This window comes from Streptomyces diastaticus subsp. diastaticus (assembly GCF_011170125.1).
GTDB classification, from domain to species: domain Bacteria; phylum Actinomycetota; class Actinomycetes; order Streptomycetales; family Streptomycetaceae; genus Streptomyces; species Streptomyces diastaticus.
Window position 1 is genome coordinate 2,671,165 of record NZ_BLLN01000005.1, and the last position, 17,168, is coordinate 2,688,332.

General features: G+C 75.0%; 15 protein-coding genes. 6 read left to right on the forward strand and 9 right to left on the reverse strand.

The window, feature by feature from the left end:
* Positions 1–31 precede the first annotated feature (31 nt).
* From Sdia_RS28765 to rsmI, 6 genes are all read right to left on the reverse strand, one after another.
* The gene (locus tag Sdia_RS28765) at positions 32–976 is read right to left on the reverse strand and encodes a 4-(cytidine 5'-diphospho)-2-C-methyl-D-erythritol kinase (RefSeq protein WP_100456830.1); all 945 of its coding nucleotides are present in this window, start codon (positions 974–976) and stop codon (positions 32–34) included.
* Between the two features lie 55 nt (positions 977–1,031).
* Positions 1,032–1,895 carry a 16S rRNA (adenine(1518)-N(6)/adenine(1519)-N(6))-dimethyltransferase RsmA gene (rsmA, locus tag Sdia_RS28770; protein ID WP_100456985.1) on the reverse strand — a complete coding sequence of 288 codons (864 nt, stop codon included), beginning with the start codon at positions 1,893–1,895 and terminating at the stop codon, positions 1,032–1,034.
* A gap of 339 nt (positions 1,896–2,234) precedes the next feature.
* Positions 2,235–3,125 carry a TatD family hydrolase gene (locus Sdia_RS28775; protein WP_100456831.1) on the reverse strand — a complete coding sequence of 297 codons (891 nt, stop codon included), beginning with the start codon at positions 3,123–3,125 and terminating at the stop codon, positions 2,235–2,237.
* Positions 3,126–3,189: 64 nt separating this feature from the next.
* Positions 3,190–5,175 (reverse strand): glycoside hydrolase family 84 protein, encoded by a 1,986-nt coding sequence (locus Sdia_RS28780; protein WP_189500104.1) that lies wholly within the window; start codon positions 5,173–5,175, stop codon positions 3,190–3,192.
* Positions 5,176–5,348: 173 nt separating this feature from the next.
* A complete protein-coding gene (locus Sdia_RS28785) occupies positions 5,349–5,828 on the reverse strand; it encodes an FmdB family zinc ribbon protein (RefSeq protein ID WP_100456833.1) in 480 nt (159 codons plus the stop codon).
* A 150-nt stretch (positions 5,829–5,978) separates the two neighbouring features.
* Entirely contained in the window at positions 5,979–6,845 is an 867-nt protein-coding gene (gene rsmI / locus Sdia_RS28790) for a 16S rRNA (cytidine(1402)-2'-O)-methyltransferase (protein WP_100456834.1), read from the reverse strand.
* Positions 6,846–6,970: 125 nt separating this feature from the next.
* Between rsmI and Sdia_RS28795 the strand changes: the two genes are divergently transcribed.
* Together Sdia_RS28795 and Sdia_RS28800 are read left to right on the forward strand one after the other, a co-directional pair.
* Entirely contained in the window at positions 6,971–8,707 is a 1,737-nt protein-coding gene (locus tag Sdia_RS28795) for a dolichyl-phosphate-mannose--protein mannosyltransferase (RefSeq protein WP_100456835.1), read from the forward strand.
* A gap of 196 nt (positions 8,708–8,903) precedes the next feature.
* Entirely contained in the window at positions 8,904–9,281 is a 378-nt protein-coding gene (locus tag Sdia_RS28800) for a hypothetical protein (protein WP_229830860.1), read from the forward strand.
* A gap of 3 nt (positions 9,282–9,284) precedes the next feature.
* Here Sdia_RS28800 and Sdia_RS28805 read toward each other — a convergent pair whose 3' ends face one another.
* Entirely contained in the window at positions 9,285–9,629 is a 345-nt protein-coding gene (locus tag Sdia_RS28805; protein WP_100456859.1) for a DUF1330 domain-containing protein, read from the reverse strand.
* A 299-nt stretch (positions 9,630–9,928) separates the two neighbouring features.
* On the opposite strand from Sdia_RS28805, the gene Sdia_RS28810 reads away from it, so the two are divergent.
* Both Sdia_RS28810 and Sdia_RS28815 read left to right on the forward strand, forming a co-directional pair.
* Positions 9,929–11,548, forward strand: a complete 1,620-nt coding sequence (locus Sdia_RS28810) for a penicillin-binding transpeptidase domain-containing protein (RefSeq protein WP_164494971.1) — start codon at positions 9,929–9,931, stop codon at positions 11,546–11,548.
* Between the two features lie 127 nt (positions 11,549–11,675).
* The gene (locus Sdia_RS28815; protein ID WP_100456861.1) at positions 11,676–13,388 is read left to right on the forward strand and encodes a penicillin-binding transpeptidase domain-containing protein; all 1,713 of its coding nucleotides are present in this window, start codon (positions 11,676–11,678) and stop codon (positions 13,386–13,388) included.
* A gap of 351 nt (positions 13,389–13,739) precedes the next feature.
* Here the strand turns inward: Sdia_RS28815 and Sdia_RS28820 are convergent, their stop codons facing one another.
* A complete protein-coding gene (locus Sdia_RS28820) occupies positions 13,740–14,063 on the reverse strand; it encodes a hypothetical protein (RefSeq protein WP_100456863.1) in 324 nt (107 codons plus the stop codon).
* Between the two features lie 124 nt (positions 14,064–14,187).
* On the reverse strand, positions 14,188–15,201 hold the full coding sequence (locus Sdia_RS28825; RefSeq protein ID WP_189500105.1) for a restriction endonuclease: 1,014 nt from the start codon (positions 15,199–15,201) through the stop codon (positions 14,188–14,190).
* Positions 15,202–15,368: 167 nt separating this feature from the next.
* Here Sdia_RS28825 and Sdia_RS28830 point away from each other — a divergent pair, with 167 nt between their 5' ends.
* Positions 15,369–15,932: a YbaK/EbsC family protein gene (locus Sdia_RS28830; RefSeq protein WP_100456866.1), complete on the forward strand. Its 564-nt coding sequence runs from the start codon at positions 15,369–15,371 to the stop codon at positions 15,930–15,932.
* On the forward strand, positions 15,929–16,780 hold the full coding sequence (locus tag Sdia_RS28835; RefSeq protein ID WP_100456868.1) for an EamA family transporter: 852 nt from the start codon (positions 15,929–15,931) through the stop codon (positions 16,778–16,780). Before Sdia_RS28830 ends, Sdia_RS28835 begins: the two co-directional genes overlap by 4 nt.
* The last annotated feature ends 388 nt before the right edge of the window (positions 16,781–17,168 follow it).

The window sequence follows — 17,168 nt, forward strand, 5'->3', positions numbered from 1 at the left end:
AACGCGGTGGGACCGGTGCTGCGGGGGCGGTTCAGCGCTGGTCGGCGCCGCGCGCGGCCACGGTGTCGCGGTCCGGGTCCTGGCCGACCACCGTGGCGCCCGGGGCCGGGGAGGCGGCGACGCGGGCGCTGCGGCAGGTGCCGGAGGCGGTGAGGGCCTCGGCGATGCGGGCGGCGGCCGGGGCGTCCTCGGCGAGGAAGGCGGTGGTGGGGCCGGAGCCGGAGACCAGCGCGGCGAGCGCCCCCGCCCCGGTGCCCGCGGCGAGGGTGGCGGCGAGCGCCGGGTGCAGGGAGAGCGCGGCCGCCTGGAGGTCGTTGCCGACGGCGGCGGCCAGGGCGTGGGGGTCGCCCTCCCGCAGGGCGGCCAGCAGCTCGGGGGAGGCGGTCGGCGCGGGCACCTCGCGGCCCTCGCAGAGCCGGTCGTACTCGCGGTAGACCGCCGGGGTGGACAGGCCGCAGTCGGCGGCGGCGAAGACCCAGTGGAAGGTGCCGCCGACCTCCAGCGGCTGGAGCCTCTCGCCCCGCCCGGTGCCGAGCGCGGCCTCGCCGACCAGGCTGAACGGCACGTCGCTGCCGAGGTCGGCGCAGATGCTGAGCAGCACCTCGTGCGGGGTGTCCAGGCCCCACAGGGCGTCGCAGGCCACCAGGGCGGCGGCCGCGTCGGCGCTGCCGCCGGCCATGCCGCCGGCCACCGGGATGTCCTTGGCGATGTGCAGGTGCACGTCGGCGGTACGCCCGGCACGCTCGGCCAGCGCCAGGGCGGCGCGGGCGGCGAGGTTGGAGCCGTCCAGGGGGACCTGGGCGGCGTCGGGGCCGGTGACCGTGAGGCGCAGGCCCTCGGCGGGGGTCGCGGTGACGGTGTCGTACAGGCCGACGGCGAGGAAGACGTTGGCCAGGTCGTGGTAACCGTCGGGGCGCGGGGCGCCCACCGCGAGCTGGACGTTGACCTTGGCGGGGACGCGGACCGTGATGCTCACTGCGGAGTGGGCCTTCCGGGAGGGGTCGGGGGTGGGGTGCGGCGTGCGGGCCGGGTCAGCGGGCGGGAGCGTGCTCGGCGATGGCGGCGAACTCCTCGACCGTCAGCGACTCGCCCCTGGCCTGCGGGGAGATCCCGGCGGCGACCAGCGCGGCCTCGGCGGCCGCGGCCGACCCGGCCCAGCCGGACAGGGCGGCCCGCAGCGTCTTGCGGCGCTGGGCGAAGGCGGCGTCGACCACCGCGAAGACCTGCTCGCGGCGGGCCTTCGTCGCCGGGGGCTCGGCACGGCGGACCAGGGAGACCAGGCCGCTGTCGACGTTGGGCGCGGGCCAGAAGACGTTCCGGCCGATCGCGCCGGCCCGCTTGACCTCGGCGTACCAGTTCGCCTTCACCGAGGGCACGCCGTACACCTTCGAGCCGGGGGCGGCGGCGAGCCGGTCCGCGACCTCGGCCTGCACCATGACGAGCGTCCGCTCGATGGTGGGGAACCGCTCCAGCATGTGCAGCAGCACGGGGACGGCGACGTTGTACGGCAGGTTGGCGACGAGCGCGGTGGGCGGCGGGCCCGGCAGCTCGGTGACGCGCAGGGCGTCGGCGTGGACCAGCGCGAAGTGCGCCGCGCGCGCGGGGAGCCGGGCCTCCACGGTGGCGGGGAGCGCGGCGGCGAGGGTGTCGTCGATCTCCACCGCGACCACCCGGTCCGCGGTCTCCAGGAGGCCCAGGGTCAGGGAGCCGAGGCCCGGGCCGACCTCCACCACCACGTCGTCGGGGCGGACGTCGGCGGTGCGGATGATCCGGCGGACGGTGTTCGCGTCGATGACGAAGTTCTGGCCGCGCTGCTTGGTGGGGCGTACGCCCAGGGCCGTGGCTAGGTCGCGGATGTCGCCCGGGCCGAGGAGGGCGTCCTGTCCGGGGGACAGGGGGGTCTCCCGCGGCTGGGGGTCAGTGGGGCTGGTCACCGGTCAAGCGTACGGGGCTCCCGCCGGGGGGTTGCCGCAGGCGCCGGCTGGGCGGTCCTCGGCCGTCCGTCCCGTTCGGCCCCGCCGGTCCGTGACGGCCTCCAGCGCCGGCCGGGCCGGGGTGGGGGTGGCTCGTCCCCGACCGCACCGGTCACAGATGGCCTCGAACGCCGGCCGGGCTGAGGTGAGGGCTGGGGCTGGTCCGACGGGATGGTCGCCGGCCGTGGCGGTCGCCGGTTGGCTTCAGGCGCCGGCCGGGGTGTCAGCAGGGTGGCTCGTTCGCTGGTGGTGGGGGCGGGGTCAGTCTCCGAGGGGGTAGCCGAAGGCTCGGGCGGTGTTGGCGGCGAGGGCCTTGGCCAGCTCCTCGGTGGATTCCTCCCGGGTCTTGGCCATGGCGCGGACCGTGAGGGGGATGAGGTACGGGGCGTTGGGGCGGCCTCGGTGGGGGGCCGGCGTGAGGAAGGGGGCGTCGGTCTCCACCAGGAGGAGTTCCCGCGGGGCGGCCTTGAGGGCGTCGCGCAGCGGCTGGGCGTTCTTGAAGGTGATGTTTCCGGCGAAGGACATGAAGTAGCCGTGGCGCGCGCAGGTCTCGGCCATCTCGGCGTCGCCGGAGAAGCAGTGGAAGACGGTGCGGTCGGGGGCGCCCTCCTCGCGGAGGATGCGCAGGACGTCGGCGTGGGCCTCGCGGTCGTGGATCACCAGGGCCTTGTCGTGGCGCTTGGCCAGTTCGATGTGGGCGCGGAAGGAGTGTTCCTGGGCGGCCATGCCCTCGGGGCCGGTGCGGAAGTGGTCGAGGCCGGTCTCGCCGACGCCGAGGACCTGGGGCAGGGCCGCCAGTGCCTCGATCTGGTCGAGGGCCTCGTCGAGGGCGGCCTCACCGCCTGCCGGGCGCGCACCCTGGCGGGACCAGCCGTCGGGGTCGCCGAGGACGACGCGCGGGGCCTCGTTGGGGTGCAGGGCGACGGCGGCGTGGACCCGCTCGTACTCCCCGGCGACCTCGGCGGCCCAGCGGGAACCAGCCACGTCGCAGCCGACCTGCACCAGCGTGGTCACACCGACGGAGGCCGCCTTGGCCAGGGTCTCGTCCATCGAGTCCGCCTGCATGTCGACATGCGTGTGGGAATCGGCGACCTCGACCGTCAGCGCCTCCGGCAGCGGCGGCGCCCCTTGTTCACGACCTTCACGACTCATGCCTCCGATGCTACGGAGCCCGGCGGCGGTCCCGTTCACCGCCGCCCGGCCCCGGTGCCTCGGCTCAGGCCAGGCGGTCGGCGGCCTCGGCGAGGAAGGCGTCCAGGACGCCGTCCCCGACCTTCGGCCGGACCGCGCCCCAGGAGTTGCGGGGCGGGTCGACGCGGACGGCCCGGGCCTGCTCCTGGTAGCCCTCGGACTCCCGCACCAGCCGGCGGGCCTCGTCCTGGTCCCCGGACTGCCAGGCGTCGAGGGCGCCGGTCATGGCGACGGCCGCCTCGCCCCAGAGGGCGGTGGCGTCGAGCCACGGGGCGGCGTCGGTGACGAAGCCGGGCTCGACGGCGCCGCTCCGGATCGTGGCGGGCGCCTCGGCGATCGCCTTCGCGTACGGCCTGAGCGCGCGGACGGCGCCGGCCTCCTCGCCCGCGTCCCAGGTCCGCCAGAAGGCGGCGGTGCGCCGGGCCAGCTCGGGCGCCTGGGGCTGCCAGGGGGTGTCGCCGAAGGTGGGCGCCAGGTGTTCCAGGTCGCCGAGGACCAGCAGCGCCCCGGTCGCCCGGCGGTCGCCGCCCGCCAGGTACGCCATCGCCTGCCGCCAGGTGGCCTCGGCGTCGTACGCGGTGTCGTTCCAGGTGAAGGCCGCCGCGCCGAAGACGGCGGCCTTGCTGGCGTACGGCTGGTTCATCGGGTTGGCGACGATGCCGGCGAGGTGGCCGGAGAGGCCCGCCTCACGCTTGTCGTAGGGGGCGAGCAGCAGACGGCCGCTGGTGTTGCCGAAGTCGTTGACCGGGTAGTTGTCCCAGACGAAGACCTTCCGGCCGAACAGCGCGGAGGCCGCCTCGGCCTGGTCGTTGGTGATCTCCGGCGGGACCACGTCGGTGCCGGTCCACATCACCTCGACCTCACCGTCGAGCCGCGTGCGGAGCGTCTGCTTGTAGGCGGTGTCGGTGAGGTCGCCGTACTCGGTGGGGACCGTCTGGAGCGGGTGGCTGCCCTCGTGGGTGGCGATGAAGGTGCGCTGCACGTCGTTGAGGAGGTCGCTCTGGGCGCGGGCGGCCGCCTCCCGGCCGGGTTCGCCGTAGGCGGCGCGGTCCGCCTCGCAGTTCCAGCTCGTGTAGTCGATGTCGTCCAGCGGGACGGAGAAGGCGCGGGTGCCGAGGTCGTAGAGGGCCTGGAGTTTGGCCTTGAGGTCCTCGACGTGGTCCGGGTCGGAGTAGCAGACCGAGGCGCCGGGTGAGACGGCGAAGGTGAAACGGACGTGGTTGGCGGTGGCGCGCTCGACCAGTTCGCCCAGCTCGGCGGCCTTGTCCTCGGGGTAGGGCTCCCGCCACTTGTCGCGGTGGTAGGGGTCGTCCTTGGGGGCGTAGATGTAGGTGTTGGCCTTCACGTCGCCGTGGAAGTCCATCTGGTCGAGGCGTTCGGCGTGGGTCCAGGGGGTGCCGTAGAAGCCTTCGACGGTGCCGCGCAGGGGCATGGCCGGGTGGTCGGAGACGGCGGCACCGGCGATCCTCCAGGCGCCGCCGGCCCGCTGGAAGAGCTGGCGCAGGCTCTGCACCGCGTAGAACTGCCCGGTGGCGTCCGTGCCCGCGAGCGTCACCGAGCCGCCGGAGCGGCCTCCCGCGACCCGCAGGGCGTACCCCTCCGCCTGCCCGGGCACGGAGGTCCCCGCCAGCGAGCGGGCGATGTCGCCGCGGACGGCCGGTCCGAGGCGTACGGTCAGCGACTTCGCGGCCGGCCCCGGTACGGCGTCGGGGGCGACCACGTCGACGCGGTGCGCCCCGTGCGCCTTCAGCTCGCGGACCAGGCGGTCCCGGGCGGCGGCGTCGGTCTCCTCGTCCGCGACCACGGTCACCCGCCGGGTGACGGCGGCGTCGTCCCCCACGCGCTCCATGGACCGCGGGGTGGGCGACACCGGGGGCAGCCGGACGTCGGCCGCCTCGGCCGCCCCGGCGGGCGAGGAACGGGCGGCCGCCACGGGGGCCAGGCAGGAGAACGCGGTCGCGGTGGCGACGAGCAGGCAGGTGCTGGTGGAGCGGTGACGACGACGAGGCACGACTACTCCTAGTGGTCTGAACCAGTCACTCAGACCCCAGGAGCGTCCCGCTCCGCATACGCCCCGTCAAGGGACCGCGCCCGAAGCCGGGCCATCACGGCCGGATTCCGGCCGTCGGGCCGGGCCCGGGGCCGGTCCGGCCCCGGGCGGACCGTCGCCCGGCTGACCGGCGGCTACCCCGCCCCGAAGATCCGGGACCACAGGGACCGGCGACGCCCGCCCGAGGCCGCGCCGCCTCCGTCGTCGCGGGGCCGGGACCGTTCGCTGGGCACGTGCGCCTCCATGCCGCCCCGCGCGGAGTCGGTGTCACCCGAGGCGGTGCCGCGCAGGGCCGCCTTGGCGGCGGCCACCCGCCCCGCCTGCATGATCCGCACGACGTGGCCGCCGCAGTTGAGGCAGGTGGGCCGCGTCAGCGGCGAGGGCACCCGGTGCCCGTCGGCGAGGTGGAGGAAGAACTCGTGCCCGTCCTGGTCGACGAAGCGCTGGACGTCGTACTCCTGCTCCCACCCGTGTCCGCACCGCAGGCAGGCGAACGAGTACGCCTCGTGCACGGTGTCGACGGGCTCGCGGGGGATCGGGGCCTCGGGGGCCCGGGATCGGGAGGTCGGGCCGGAAGTACCGGAGGGGGTACCTGTCCGCGATGTCTGGCTCATGCCGACTCCTTCGGTCGTCTCCCACCAGTGGACTCCTGCGGGGACCGGGGCGCATCGGGGCCAGTCGCATCATGGACGGGATTTGGGGCCGCCATGGCGGGGCGGCCTCGCCGATGCCCCCCGCTTTACCTTTCAGGCTAGCCCTTTACCTCACTTCGGTCCGTTTCGTTCCGCGTTCTTTGCCGCGACGACGGCATCGAAGACCTGCCGCTTGGGCAGCCCCGCCTCGGCGGCGACGGCGGCGATGGCCTCCTTGCGGCGCTCCCCCGCCTCCTCGCGGTCCCGGACCCGGCGCACCAGCTCCGCGTCGTCCAGACCGGCGGGCCCGGCCTCGGGCGCCCCCTCGACCACGATCGTGATCTCGCCGCGCACCCCCTCCGCCGCCCACACGGCCAGCTCGCCGAGGCCGCCGCGCCGCACCTCCTCGTACGTCTTGGTCAGCTCCCGGCAGACGGCGGCGCGGCGCTCGGCGCCGAAGACCTCGGTCATCGCCTCCAGGGTGGCGGTGAGCCGGTGCGGCGCCTCGAAGTAGACCAGGGTGCGGCGCTCGCCGGCGACCTCGCGCAGCCGCCCGAGCCGCTCCCCGGCCTTGCGCGGCAGGAACCCCTCGAAGCAGAACCGGTCCACCGGCAGTCCGGAGAGGGCGAGCGCGGTCAGGACGGCGGACGGGCCGGGCACCGCGGTGACGCGCAGGCCCCGCTCGACGGCGGCGGCGACCAGCCGGTAGCCGGGGTCGGAGACCGAGGGCATGCCCGCGTCGGTGACCAGCAGCACCCGGGCGCCCTGGGCCAGCTCCTCGACCAGCTCGGGGGTGCGGGCGCTCTCGTTGCCCTCGAAGTAGGAGACGGTGCGTCCGGTGGTGTGGACGCCGAGGGCCTGGGTGAGGCGGCGCAGCCGGCGGGTGTCCTCGGCGGCGATGACGTCGGCGCGCTCCAGCTCGGCGGCGAGCCGGGGCGGGGCGTCGGCGGTGTCGCCGATGGGGGTGCCTGCGAGTACGAGGGTTCCGGTTCCTGTCACCGCTCCATCCTCGCAGCCGCGGGCGGCGCCCTCGCGGCCGGACGGAAGGGACGTTTCCGCCCGGCTGCCGCACGGCACCGGCACGGGGGCGGGACCTGTCCGGGGCGGTTCCCTACGATGACCCGGTGACCAAGACCGCCTCCTCGACCGGGGCCCCCACGGACCGGCCCGACCCGACCTCGCAGCTGTGGCCGCAGCGGCTGCGCAGATTCGGGTACACGGCGCGCCCGCGACAGGGGGTGCGGGAGCGGCTGGTGCCGCCGTACACCGAGCCCGATCCGCGGCTCTGGCGCCACCTGGGCATCGGCGAGGCGACGGCGGGGCGGCTGGTGGCCCTCTCCGCGTGGGGCGGGCCGCTGCTGGTGGCACTGGTCGCCGGGGTGCTGCGGTTCTGGAACCTGGGCAGCCCGAAGGCGGTGATATTCGACGAGACGTACTACGCCAAGGACGCGTGGGCGCTCATCCACCGGGGCTTCGAGGTGAGCTGGCCGAAGAACGCCGACTCCTCCGTCCTCGCCGATCCGTCCGCCGTCCAGATCCCCACGGACGCCTCGTACGTCGTCCATCCGCCGGTCGGCAAGTACGTCATCGGGATCGGCGAGTGGCTGTTCGGGTTCGAGCCGTTCGGCTGGCGGTTCATGACCGCGCTGCTCGGCACCCTGTCGGTGCTGATGCTCTGCCGGATCGGCCGCCGCCTGTTCCGCTCCACCTTCCTCGGCTGCCTGGCCGGGCTGCTGCTGGCCGTCGACGGCCTGCACTTCGTGATGAGCCGCACCGCCCTGCTCGACCTGGTGCTGATGTTCTTCGTCCTGGCCGCCTTCGGCTGCCTGCTCATCGACCGCGACAGGGCGAGGGCCCGGCTGGCGGCGGCGCTCCCGGTCGGCGCGGACGGCGTCACCCGCCCCGACTCCGGCATCGCCGGCACCCTGCGCCTCGGCGGGCGCCCCTGGCGCCTCGCGGCCGGCCTGTGCCTGGGCCTCGCCTTCGCCACCAAGTGGAACGGCCTGTACATCCTGGCCGCCTTCGGCCTGCTCACCGTCGCCTGGGACGTCGGCGCCCGCCGTGTCGCCGGAGCCCGCCGCCCCTACGCCGCCGTGCTCCGCCGCGACATCCTCCCCGCCTTCGTCTCCACGGTCCCGGTCGCGATCGCCACCTACGTCGCCTCCTGGGCCGCCTGGATCGCCTCCCCCGCCGACGGCACCGGCGGCTACTACCGCGACTGGGCCGCCACCGCCGGGCAGGGCGGCTCCTTCACCTGGCTCCCCGACTGGCTGCGCAGCCTGTGGCACTACGAGAACAAGGTCTACGACTTCCACGTCGGCCTGAACTCCGGCCACACCTACGAGTCCAACCCCTGGTCCTGGCTGGTCGCCGGCCGCCCCGTCTCGTACTTCTACGAGTCCCCGGCCCCCGGCAAGGACGGCTGCCCCGCCGGCACCGTGGACAAGTGCGCCCGCGAGGTCCTCGCCCTCGGCACCCCCGCCCTGTGGTGGGCCGCCTGCTTCGCCGTCGCCTACTGCCTCTGGCGCTGGGGCCTGCGCCGCGACTGGCGCGCCGGCGCCCTCCTGTGCGGCGTCGCCGCGGGCTACCTCCCCTGGTTCGCCTACCAGGAACGCACCATCTTCGTCTTCTACGCCGTCGTCTTCGTCCCCTTCCTCTGCCTCGCCCTCGCCATGTTCCTCGGCGCGCTCATCGGCCCACCCGGCTCCTCGGAACGCCGCCGCATGGCGGGCGCCGCGACGGCAGGCGTGATCGTCCTCCTCGTCCTGTGGAACTTCATCTACTTCTGGCCGCTGTACACGGGGGAGCCGATCCCGGTGGACCAGTGGCAGCAGAGGATGTGGCTGGACACCTGGGTGTAGGGGGCGCGGTCCGCCGGGAGGGGCGGCTCCCGGCAGGCGTCCGGTCAGGCGCACGGCCGGGGCCGTCGGGGGGCGCGACTGCTGCGGGGCGATCTTCCGGTCCGGCAGGAGGTCCGCGAAGGTCCGCGAACGCGGAGCCCGTGTCGCCCGTCCACACCTGACGACGGCTGTGGAACGTGCCAAGTTCCGGCGGGAGATGACCACCCGATGGGACGAGCGGAAGCTCGACACGTACATCCAGTACGTGACGTGCGTCAAGGAGATCAGTCGCGCGGCCATGGCTGCCGGACGGGCCCGCGATCAGGGAACGGACCCGTCCGAGGCGTTGTGGGAGATGGAGACGAGCGAGAACAAGAGGTCGATCCTCTTCGAGACGTTCGTCCTGCTCGGCAACGACAAGGCCGCCACCGCCGCGCACGAGGTCAACCGGCGGACGTGGGAGTTGCTGCGGGCCGCCCGGAAGCCCGACAGCGGGGCTGCCGCACTCGACGTGCCTCTCGTGGAGGCGCTCAACGGGCTGCACCAGGCGGCGCGGGCGGACCTGACGACAGGGCGGCCGGCCAGCTGCAGGTGAGTGCTATTCGCCCGCCGCCTCCCGCATCGCCTTCGCCGTCTCGGTCGGGTCGTACCCCTCCGGGACCCCTTCGACGATGATGATGTCGCCCTCGATGTGCCGGGAGCGCAGGGGGGCTGCCTCCTGGTACGCCGGCGAGTTCCACCAGGCCCTGGCCTGGGGGAGGTCGGGGAAGCCGATCATGACGACGGCGCCGGGCCAGGTGCCCTCGACCGTCTCGTGCGGGGTGACGTGGACGAGGAAGCGGCCGCCGTACGGCTCGAAGGTCGCGGGGAGGCGTTCGATGTACTCGGCGATGTCGGGGTGCGGCGCGGAGTCCTGGAGATGGGCGATGACGTACGCGGGCACGGGTGTCCTTCCGTCCGGGCTGGCGACCTACCGGGCGATCATGTCAACGCCCGGGCAGGGAGGGGGCGTTGTCCGCTGACCGCTGAAGCGGGGGCGGCGGTTCCGGCTGCGAACGTACCGACGGGCGGAGGCGGCGGAGCGGGTGGAGCCGGGCGGCAGGTGACGGAATGGCCTATTCCAGGGTACGTTCGCCGCTTTTTCACCTCCGGGTGACCGCGCCTGCGCCTAAAGTGCACCCGGAGGGCGGCTGGTTGAACACGTTCAAATAGTCGCCGGGGACACGGGGAGGGGACGATTCCGTGCGCAACGGAGCCAAGGCCGCGCTGGTCGGCGGGGTGTTTCTGGGCATGGTGGGGGCCGCCGGGTTCGGCATGTACGAGCTGGTCGGGGACCTGGGAGGGAAGGACGAGGCCGAGGCCGCCGACGAGAAGCCTTCCGGGCCGCCGACCCGCGCGGAGACGGCCGAGGCGGCGAAGGCGTTCTTCGCGGCCTGGTCCCGCCAGGACGCGCCCGGGGCCGCGCAGCTCACCGACAACGCCGTCGCCGCCCGGAGCGCGCTCACCGACTACTTCGAGGCCGCCCACGTCAGCCACGTGCGCGTCACCGCCGAGGAGCCGGTCGGCCGCACCGTCGGCTACGCGGTCGAGGCCACCGTCTCCGTCGGCGAGCACCGGGGCACCTGGAAGTACGAGGGCGAACTGGAGGTGGTCCGGGGGGAGACGACGGGCCGGCCGCTGGTGGACTGGGCGCCCCAGGTGCTCCACCCGGACCTCCAGGCGGGGGACACCCTGGGGTCGGGGGAGGCCGAGGTGCCGCCGATCCGCCTCGTCGACCGGGCGGGCCAGGAGCTGAAGCGCTCCGAACACCCCTCGCTGAGGCCACTGCTGGACACGTTGCGGGACCGGTACGGCAAGCAGGCGGGTGGCGAGCCCGGCGTCGAGCTGTGGATCGACCCCGGGAGCAGCGCGCCCCGGCAGACCCTGCTGACCCTCGCCGAGGGCAAGCCCGGCACCGTGCGCACCACGCTCTCCGCCCCCGCCCAGCGCGCCGCCGAGCAGGCGGTGGCCGGGCGGGCGGAGGCGTCCGTGGTGGCACTGCGGCCCAGCACCGGGGAGATCCTGGCCGTGGCCGACCATCGTGCGGACGGCTTCCACGCGTCCCTCCTCGGCCGGCTCGCACCCGGGTCGACGATGAAGATCGTCTCGGCCTCGCTCCTCATCGACAAGGGCCTGACCGCCGCCGACCGGCCCGCGCCCTGTCCGCCCTCGGCCACCTGGCAGAGCCAGACCTTCGGCAACCTGCCGGGCCTCGCGCCCGACGAGAACGCCACCCTCGCCGGCAGCTTCGCCCGCTCCTGCAACACCGCCTTCGTGAAGTTCGCCGACGAGCTGAGGGTCGACGACCTCACCCGCCAGGCGCAGGACGTCTTCGGCCTCGCCCGCGACGACTGGCGCATCGGCGTGCCCTCCTTCGACGGCGAGGTCCCCGCCTCGGGCGGTCCGGACACCGCGGCCGCCCTGATCGGGCAGGGCCAGGTCCAGCTGAACCCGCTCACTCTCGCCTCGGTCACCGCCACCGCCCGTACCGGCGCGTTCCGCCAGCCGGTGCTGGTTCCGCGCGAGCTGATCGACGGACCGCTGGCCGAGGCGCGTGGTCTGGCGCCGGGCACCGCGGCGCAGTTGCGCGCCATGATGCACCGGACCGCGACCTCCGGCAGCGCGGCCGGCGCCCTGGCCGGGCTCGGCGGGGACATCGGCGCCAAGACCGGCTCGGCCGAGGTCGACGGGCAGGCGACGGCCAACAGCTGGTTCACCGCCTACCGGGGCGATATGGCCGTCGCCGCCGTCGCCGAGCGGGGCGGGCGGGGCGGCGAGAGCGCCGGCCCGATCGTCGCCGCCGTCCTGCGCTCCGGCGCCTGACCGGGGTACGGAACGGGACTGCGAGCGCCCCTCCCCGGGTACCCCGGCCAGGGGGCGGGTTGTCCGCCCTCGGCACTACGCTGGGGCGCGTCGGTGCCGAGGGGGCGGCGGAGCTGCGGAGGGGACTGTGGGCAAGAGACGACGTGCGGTGGAGCACGAGCCGAGGGGCAACAGCAGGAAGTACGCGGTGATCGGTGCGGCCGCCGCCGTGGTGATAGGCGCCGGCGTGGGTGCCTGGGCGTTCACCGGCGGGGACGAGGCCGCCGACCAGGCCGACGCGGTGCCCACCGGTCCGCTGACGGCGGCCGAGGTGAAGAGTGCCGCGACCCGCTTCCTCGACGCGTGGGCGGCGGGCGAGCCCGCCGAGGCCGCCCGCCGGACCGACGCCCCCGCCGCCGCCCGGGCCGCCCTGGAGGCGTACGCGAAGAGCGCGAAGACGGGTCCGGTGGAGATCCGGGCGGGCAAGCGCGCCAAGACGAAGGTGCCCTTCTCGGTGGCGACCACGGTCACCTGGGAGAAGACCGGCAAGCCGTGGGCGTACGAGTCGGAGCTGACCGTGGTGCGGCGCGCCGCCGACGGCCGGCCGCTGGTGCACTGGCGGCCCTCCGTCCTCCACCCCGACCTCGCCGAGGGTGACAAGCTGGTGACCGGCGAGGCCGGCACGCCCCCGATCCGCGCTCTCGACCGGGACGGCGGGGAGCTGACGAAGGAGAAGTACCCCTCGCTCGGCGCCGTCCTGGACAGCCTGCGCGAGCGGTACGGCGACAAGGCCGGCGGCTCCCCCGGTGTCGAACTCCGCATCGTCCGGGCCGAGAAGTCCGACGCGGAGAAGGAGGCGGCCAAGGATTCCGACGACAAGCCCGGCGCCAAGTCCCAGGACGCCGACGACGTCCCCGACAAGACCCTCGTGACCCTCACCGAGGGTGAGGAGGGCACGCTGCACACCACGCTCAGCGCCAAGGCCCAGGCCACCGCGGAGAAGGAGGTTGCGGAGCGGAAGAAGGCGTCGGTGGTGGCGCTGCGCCCCTCCACCGGGGAGATCCTCGCCTTCGCCAACTCCAAGCCGGAGGGGTTCAACGTCGCCCTCCAGGGCTCGCTGGCCCCCGGCTCCACGATGAAGATCGTCTCGGCCTCGATGCTGCTGGAGAAGGACCTCGCGGGCATCGACAAGAAGCACCCCTGCCCCAAGTACTCCTCGTACGGGGGCTGGAAGTTCCAGAACGTCGAGAAGTTCAAGATCACCGGCGGTACGTTCCGGGACAGCTTCGGCGCCTCCTGCAACACGGCCTTCATCAGCCAGGCGAAGAAGCTGAAGGACGACGACCTGACCAAGCAGGCGCAGCAGGTCTTCGGGCTGGGCAAGGACGACTGGGCGATCGGGGTGCCCACCTTCGACGGCGCCGTGCCCGTCCAGTCGGACGCCCCGATGGCGGCCTCGCTCATCGGACAGGGCGGCGTCCGCGCCAACCCGCTGAACATGGCCTCCGTCATAGCCACCGCCAAGACCGGCGAGTTCCACCAGCCCTACCTGGTCTCCCCCGAGGTCGACGGCCGGTCGACGGCCAAGGCCGAGCGGAAGCTCTCGGCGTCGGCGCAGAGCCAGCTCAAGGCGCTGCTCACGCACACCGCCGTCGCCGGGTCCGGGGCGGAGCCCATGGCCGGGCTCGGCTCGGACGTCGGTGCCAAGACCGGCAGTGCCGAGGTGGACAACCAGAAGAAGCCGAACGGCTGGTTCACCGCCTGGCGCGGGGACGTCGCGGCCGCCGCGGTCATCCAGGAGGGCGGCCGGGGCGGAGCGTCGGCAGGGCCGTTGGTCCGGGCGGTGCTGCTGGGCTCCTGAGGGGGTAGGGGTGAACGGGGGCCGGTCCACCGGGCCGGCTGGGTCCGGTCCGGCCCGCCTCCGGCCGGGCCGGCTCGGTCCGGTCCTCGTTCGTCTCCCCAGCCTGTTGGAGGGTGCCTCGTGGAGTCGCAGTCCGTGCGCAAGGTCGTTCTGTTGGGGACGCTCGTGGTGGGGCTCGTGCTGATCACTCTGGTGGCGGGGGCCATCGCCTGGGTCGACGCCACGCGGTGACCCGCGCGTGCTCGGCGGGGCCGAGGGGTGGCCTCAGGCGCCGGCCGGACTGTTCGTGGTCGTTCGTGGCCGGGCTGTTCACGACCCGGCCGCCGTGCGACCTGCCGGTCACGGGTGGCCTCAAACGCCGGCCGGGCTGATGGCGGCCGGGGCCTCGGCGGCCGAGGCGGTGGTCGCCTGGCCGCCGGCGGCCGATGCGGTGTTGGCCGAGGCGGTGGTCGCCTGGCCGCCGGCGGCCGATGCGGTGTTGGCGCGGCTGCCCTGTGTCGTCATGCAGGGCGGGCAGGCGTAGAGGGTGGTGGCGGGGCCGCAGGTGCTGCGGATGGTGCGGAGGGGGACGGGGCTCTCGGTGAGGCGGTGGCAGTGCATGCAGCAGGCGACGCCTACCGAGATCACGGTCCGGCCCCGCTCCTCGCGCGGCACGGCAAGGGTGCGGTCGTACACAGTGGTTCAGCTCCTCCTGGGCTCGCGCCACCGTACGGGCTGAACGCATAGCCATGTCACCGCACGCATAACCTGTCCGGATGCCGTCGCAGGGTTGGCCGGTTGTACGCGGCCCGGGGGCGGGTCAGCCGACGGTCGCCCCCGGCCCCCAGGGGGCGGGGCCACGCCCCTCCGCCCAGGCGGCGAGTCCGGCGCCGTCGACGCAGCGTATGCCGCAGGAGTCGGCGTACTCCTGGGCGGGCGTGGTGAACTCACTGGTCGTCACGAGGACGGCGAGCTGGGCGCCGTGCACGCTCCAGCAGGTGCCGCCGAAGCGCTGGAGGTCCTGGGAGCCGACCTTGTTGTCGGGGCCGTACCGCTTGCACTGGATGACCACGCGCCGCCCGTCCGGGGCGGTCGCCAGGACATCCGCGCCGAGGTCGCCCGCGCCGCCGACGGTCTCGGCGTCGGGGCAGCCGTCGCGGCGGCACAGGGCGGCCACCGCCTCCTCGAAGCCGTCGGCGTCCAGGGCCTCGTAGTCGAGCGCGGCGAGGTCGACTGCGTCGAGGCCGGCCGCGGTGAGAGCGGCGGTCTCCGGCGCGGGCGCGTACGGCTCCTCCGCCGGCGGGGCGGGTTCCGGCAGCGGGGCGGTACGGCCGTCGCGGAAGGGGGCGACCAGGGTCGGTTCCTCGGCGCCGGGGCGTGGGGGTGCCTCGCCGGCCGCGCGCACCGCGGCCTCCGCGCGGGGGCCCGCCGGGGGCTCCTCGGCCCGGGCGGTCCGGGCAGCGATCACCGCGTCGGCCTCCGCCTCCGCCATGCCCGCGCGCGCCGCCCGGCGCAGTTCCCTGCCGCGCGGCATCCCCCGCAGCAGGGCGTACACGACGGGTACGGCGACGAGCCCCAGCAGCACGGCCCAGCCGGGATGCTCCCCCGCCCACCGGGCGAATCCCTGGAAGGCCAGGCCCAGTCCGACCAGGAGGGCGACGGCGAGCGCCACCGCCACCGAGCCGGACCGCACCGTCAGCCGGGACCGCCACGCCCCCGCGCTCCCGCCCCGCGCCCGCCGGGCGCCCCGGCGCTTCCGCACGGGCTCCGGCCCCTCTCCGCGTGGTCCGCGTGGTCCGCGTGGTCCGCGTTCCGGTGCCACCTCGTCGATCATCTTCTGCCCACCCCTGTCAGCGGCTCTCAGCGGCTCCTGCACCTGACACCCCGTCTGCCCGCGACCGGCCGAACCATGATCGACCGGCCTCCGCGCGCTCCCCGTGCACCCCCACCACCGGGGGACACCCTCGCGTGGCGGCCGCACCCCCCGTTACGGTGCGCCTCATGAGCACATCCGAGACCACCGCGCCGGCCGTCCCGGAGGGCGTGCCGGAAGCCGCCCCCTCCGTCGTCCTCCCCCGCTTCGCCGAGGCTCTGCGGGAGCTCGGCCTGGCCGGGGTGGCCGCACGCGTACGGAAGTTCCCCGAGGCGACCCGCACCGCCGAGGAGGCCGCGGCGGCCGTCGGCTGCGAGCTGGACGCCATCGTCAAGTCGCTGATCTTCGCCGCCCACGGCCTGCCCGGCGCGGAGGGGCCCGTGCCCGTGCTGGTCCTCCTCGACGGCGCCTCGCGCGCCGGCCTCGACCAGGTCCGCGACGCGCTCGGCGCCACCAAGGTGACCCGCGCCAAGGCCGACCTGGTGCGGGAGACCACCGGGTACGCCATCGGCGGCGTACCGCCGTTCGGCCACCGCACCCGCACCCCGGTCCTCGCCGACCGTCGCCTGCTGGCGCACCCCGAGGTGTGGGCCGCCGCCGGCACCCCGCACACCGTCTTCCCGATGGCCCCGGCCGACCTGGTCCGCCATGCCGGGGCGACCCTCGTGGACGTGCGCGAGCCGACCGCGTGACACCCGTGGTCGCGGCGGCCGTCCTGCTGGCCGCCTTCACCCACGCCGCGTGGAACGCCCTCGCCCACGCCATCAAGGACCAACTGACCGCGTTCACCTTGATCGGCGGCGGCGCCGCGGTGATCGGCGGGGTGATCGCCTGCTTCACCGCGCTGCCCGCCGCCGGGGCCTGGCCGTACCTGCTGGTGTCGGCGGCGCTGCACGTCGGCTACCAGTTGCTGCTGATGCGGTCGTTCTCGCTCGGCGACTTCGGCCAGATGTATCCGATCGCCCGCGGTACCGCGCCGCTGGTCGTCACCGTGCTGGCCGCCGTCCTGCTCGGCGAGCGGCTCGACCGCTGGCAGGGGGCGGGCGTCGTGCTCGCCAGCGCCGGGCTGCTGGGGCTCGCCCTCTGGGGCGTCCGCAGCTCCGGCCGGCGGCCCGACTGGCCCGCGCTGAGCGCCGCCGTGGCGACGGGGCTCGCCATCGCCGCGTACACCGTGGTGGACGGCGCCGGGGTGCGGGCCGCCGGGACCCCGGTCGGCTATCTCGCCTGGCTGATGATCCTGGAGGGCCTCGCCGTCCCTGCGTACGCCTTGGCCCGGCGGGGGCGCGCGCTGCTGCCCTCGCTACGGCCGCACGCCGCGCGCGGGCTGCTCGGGGCCGCGCTCTCCATGGCCGCGTACGGGCTGGTGCTCTGGGCGCAGACGCGGGCGCCGCTCGCTCCCGTGGCGGCGCTGCGGGAGTCCTCGATCATCGTGGGCGCCCTGATCGGGGCCTTCTTCTTCAAGGAGCGGTTCGGGGCGCCCCGCCTGGTGGCGGCAGCGGTCATGGCCATGGGCATCGGGCTGATGCTCCACGTCGGCTGACCCGGGCTCGGCCTCAGGCGCCGGCCGGGCTCCTCCCCTCGAACGCCGGCCGGGCTGCCGTCGTGGCCGGGCCCCGCCCTGCCCTTGCCGGTCCCCGACGGGCCTCAAGCGCCGGCCGGGCTGGAGTTGGGGCCGGGCCTCGCCCCGCCCGTGCCGCTCGAAGACCGGCCTCGACCGCCGGCCGGGCCGGCATTGCGGCCGGGCCACGCCTCACCTGTGCCGGTCCTGGACGGCCTCGAACACCGGCCGGGCTGAGGTCGCAGCCGGGTTTCACCTCGACGTGCCGCTGTCGCACCCTCCCGTCGCTGATCGGCCTCAGACGCCGGCTGGGCTGGGGAGTGACTGGGGTTCGCCCCGCCCTCCCGATGTGACCGTGCCGGTCACCGAT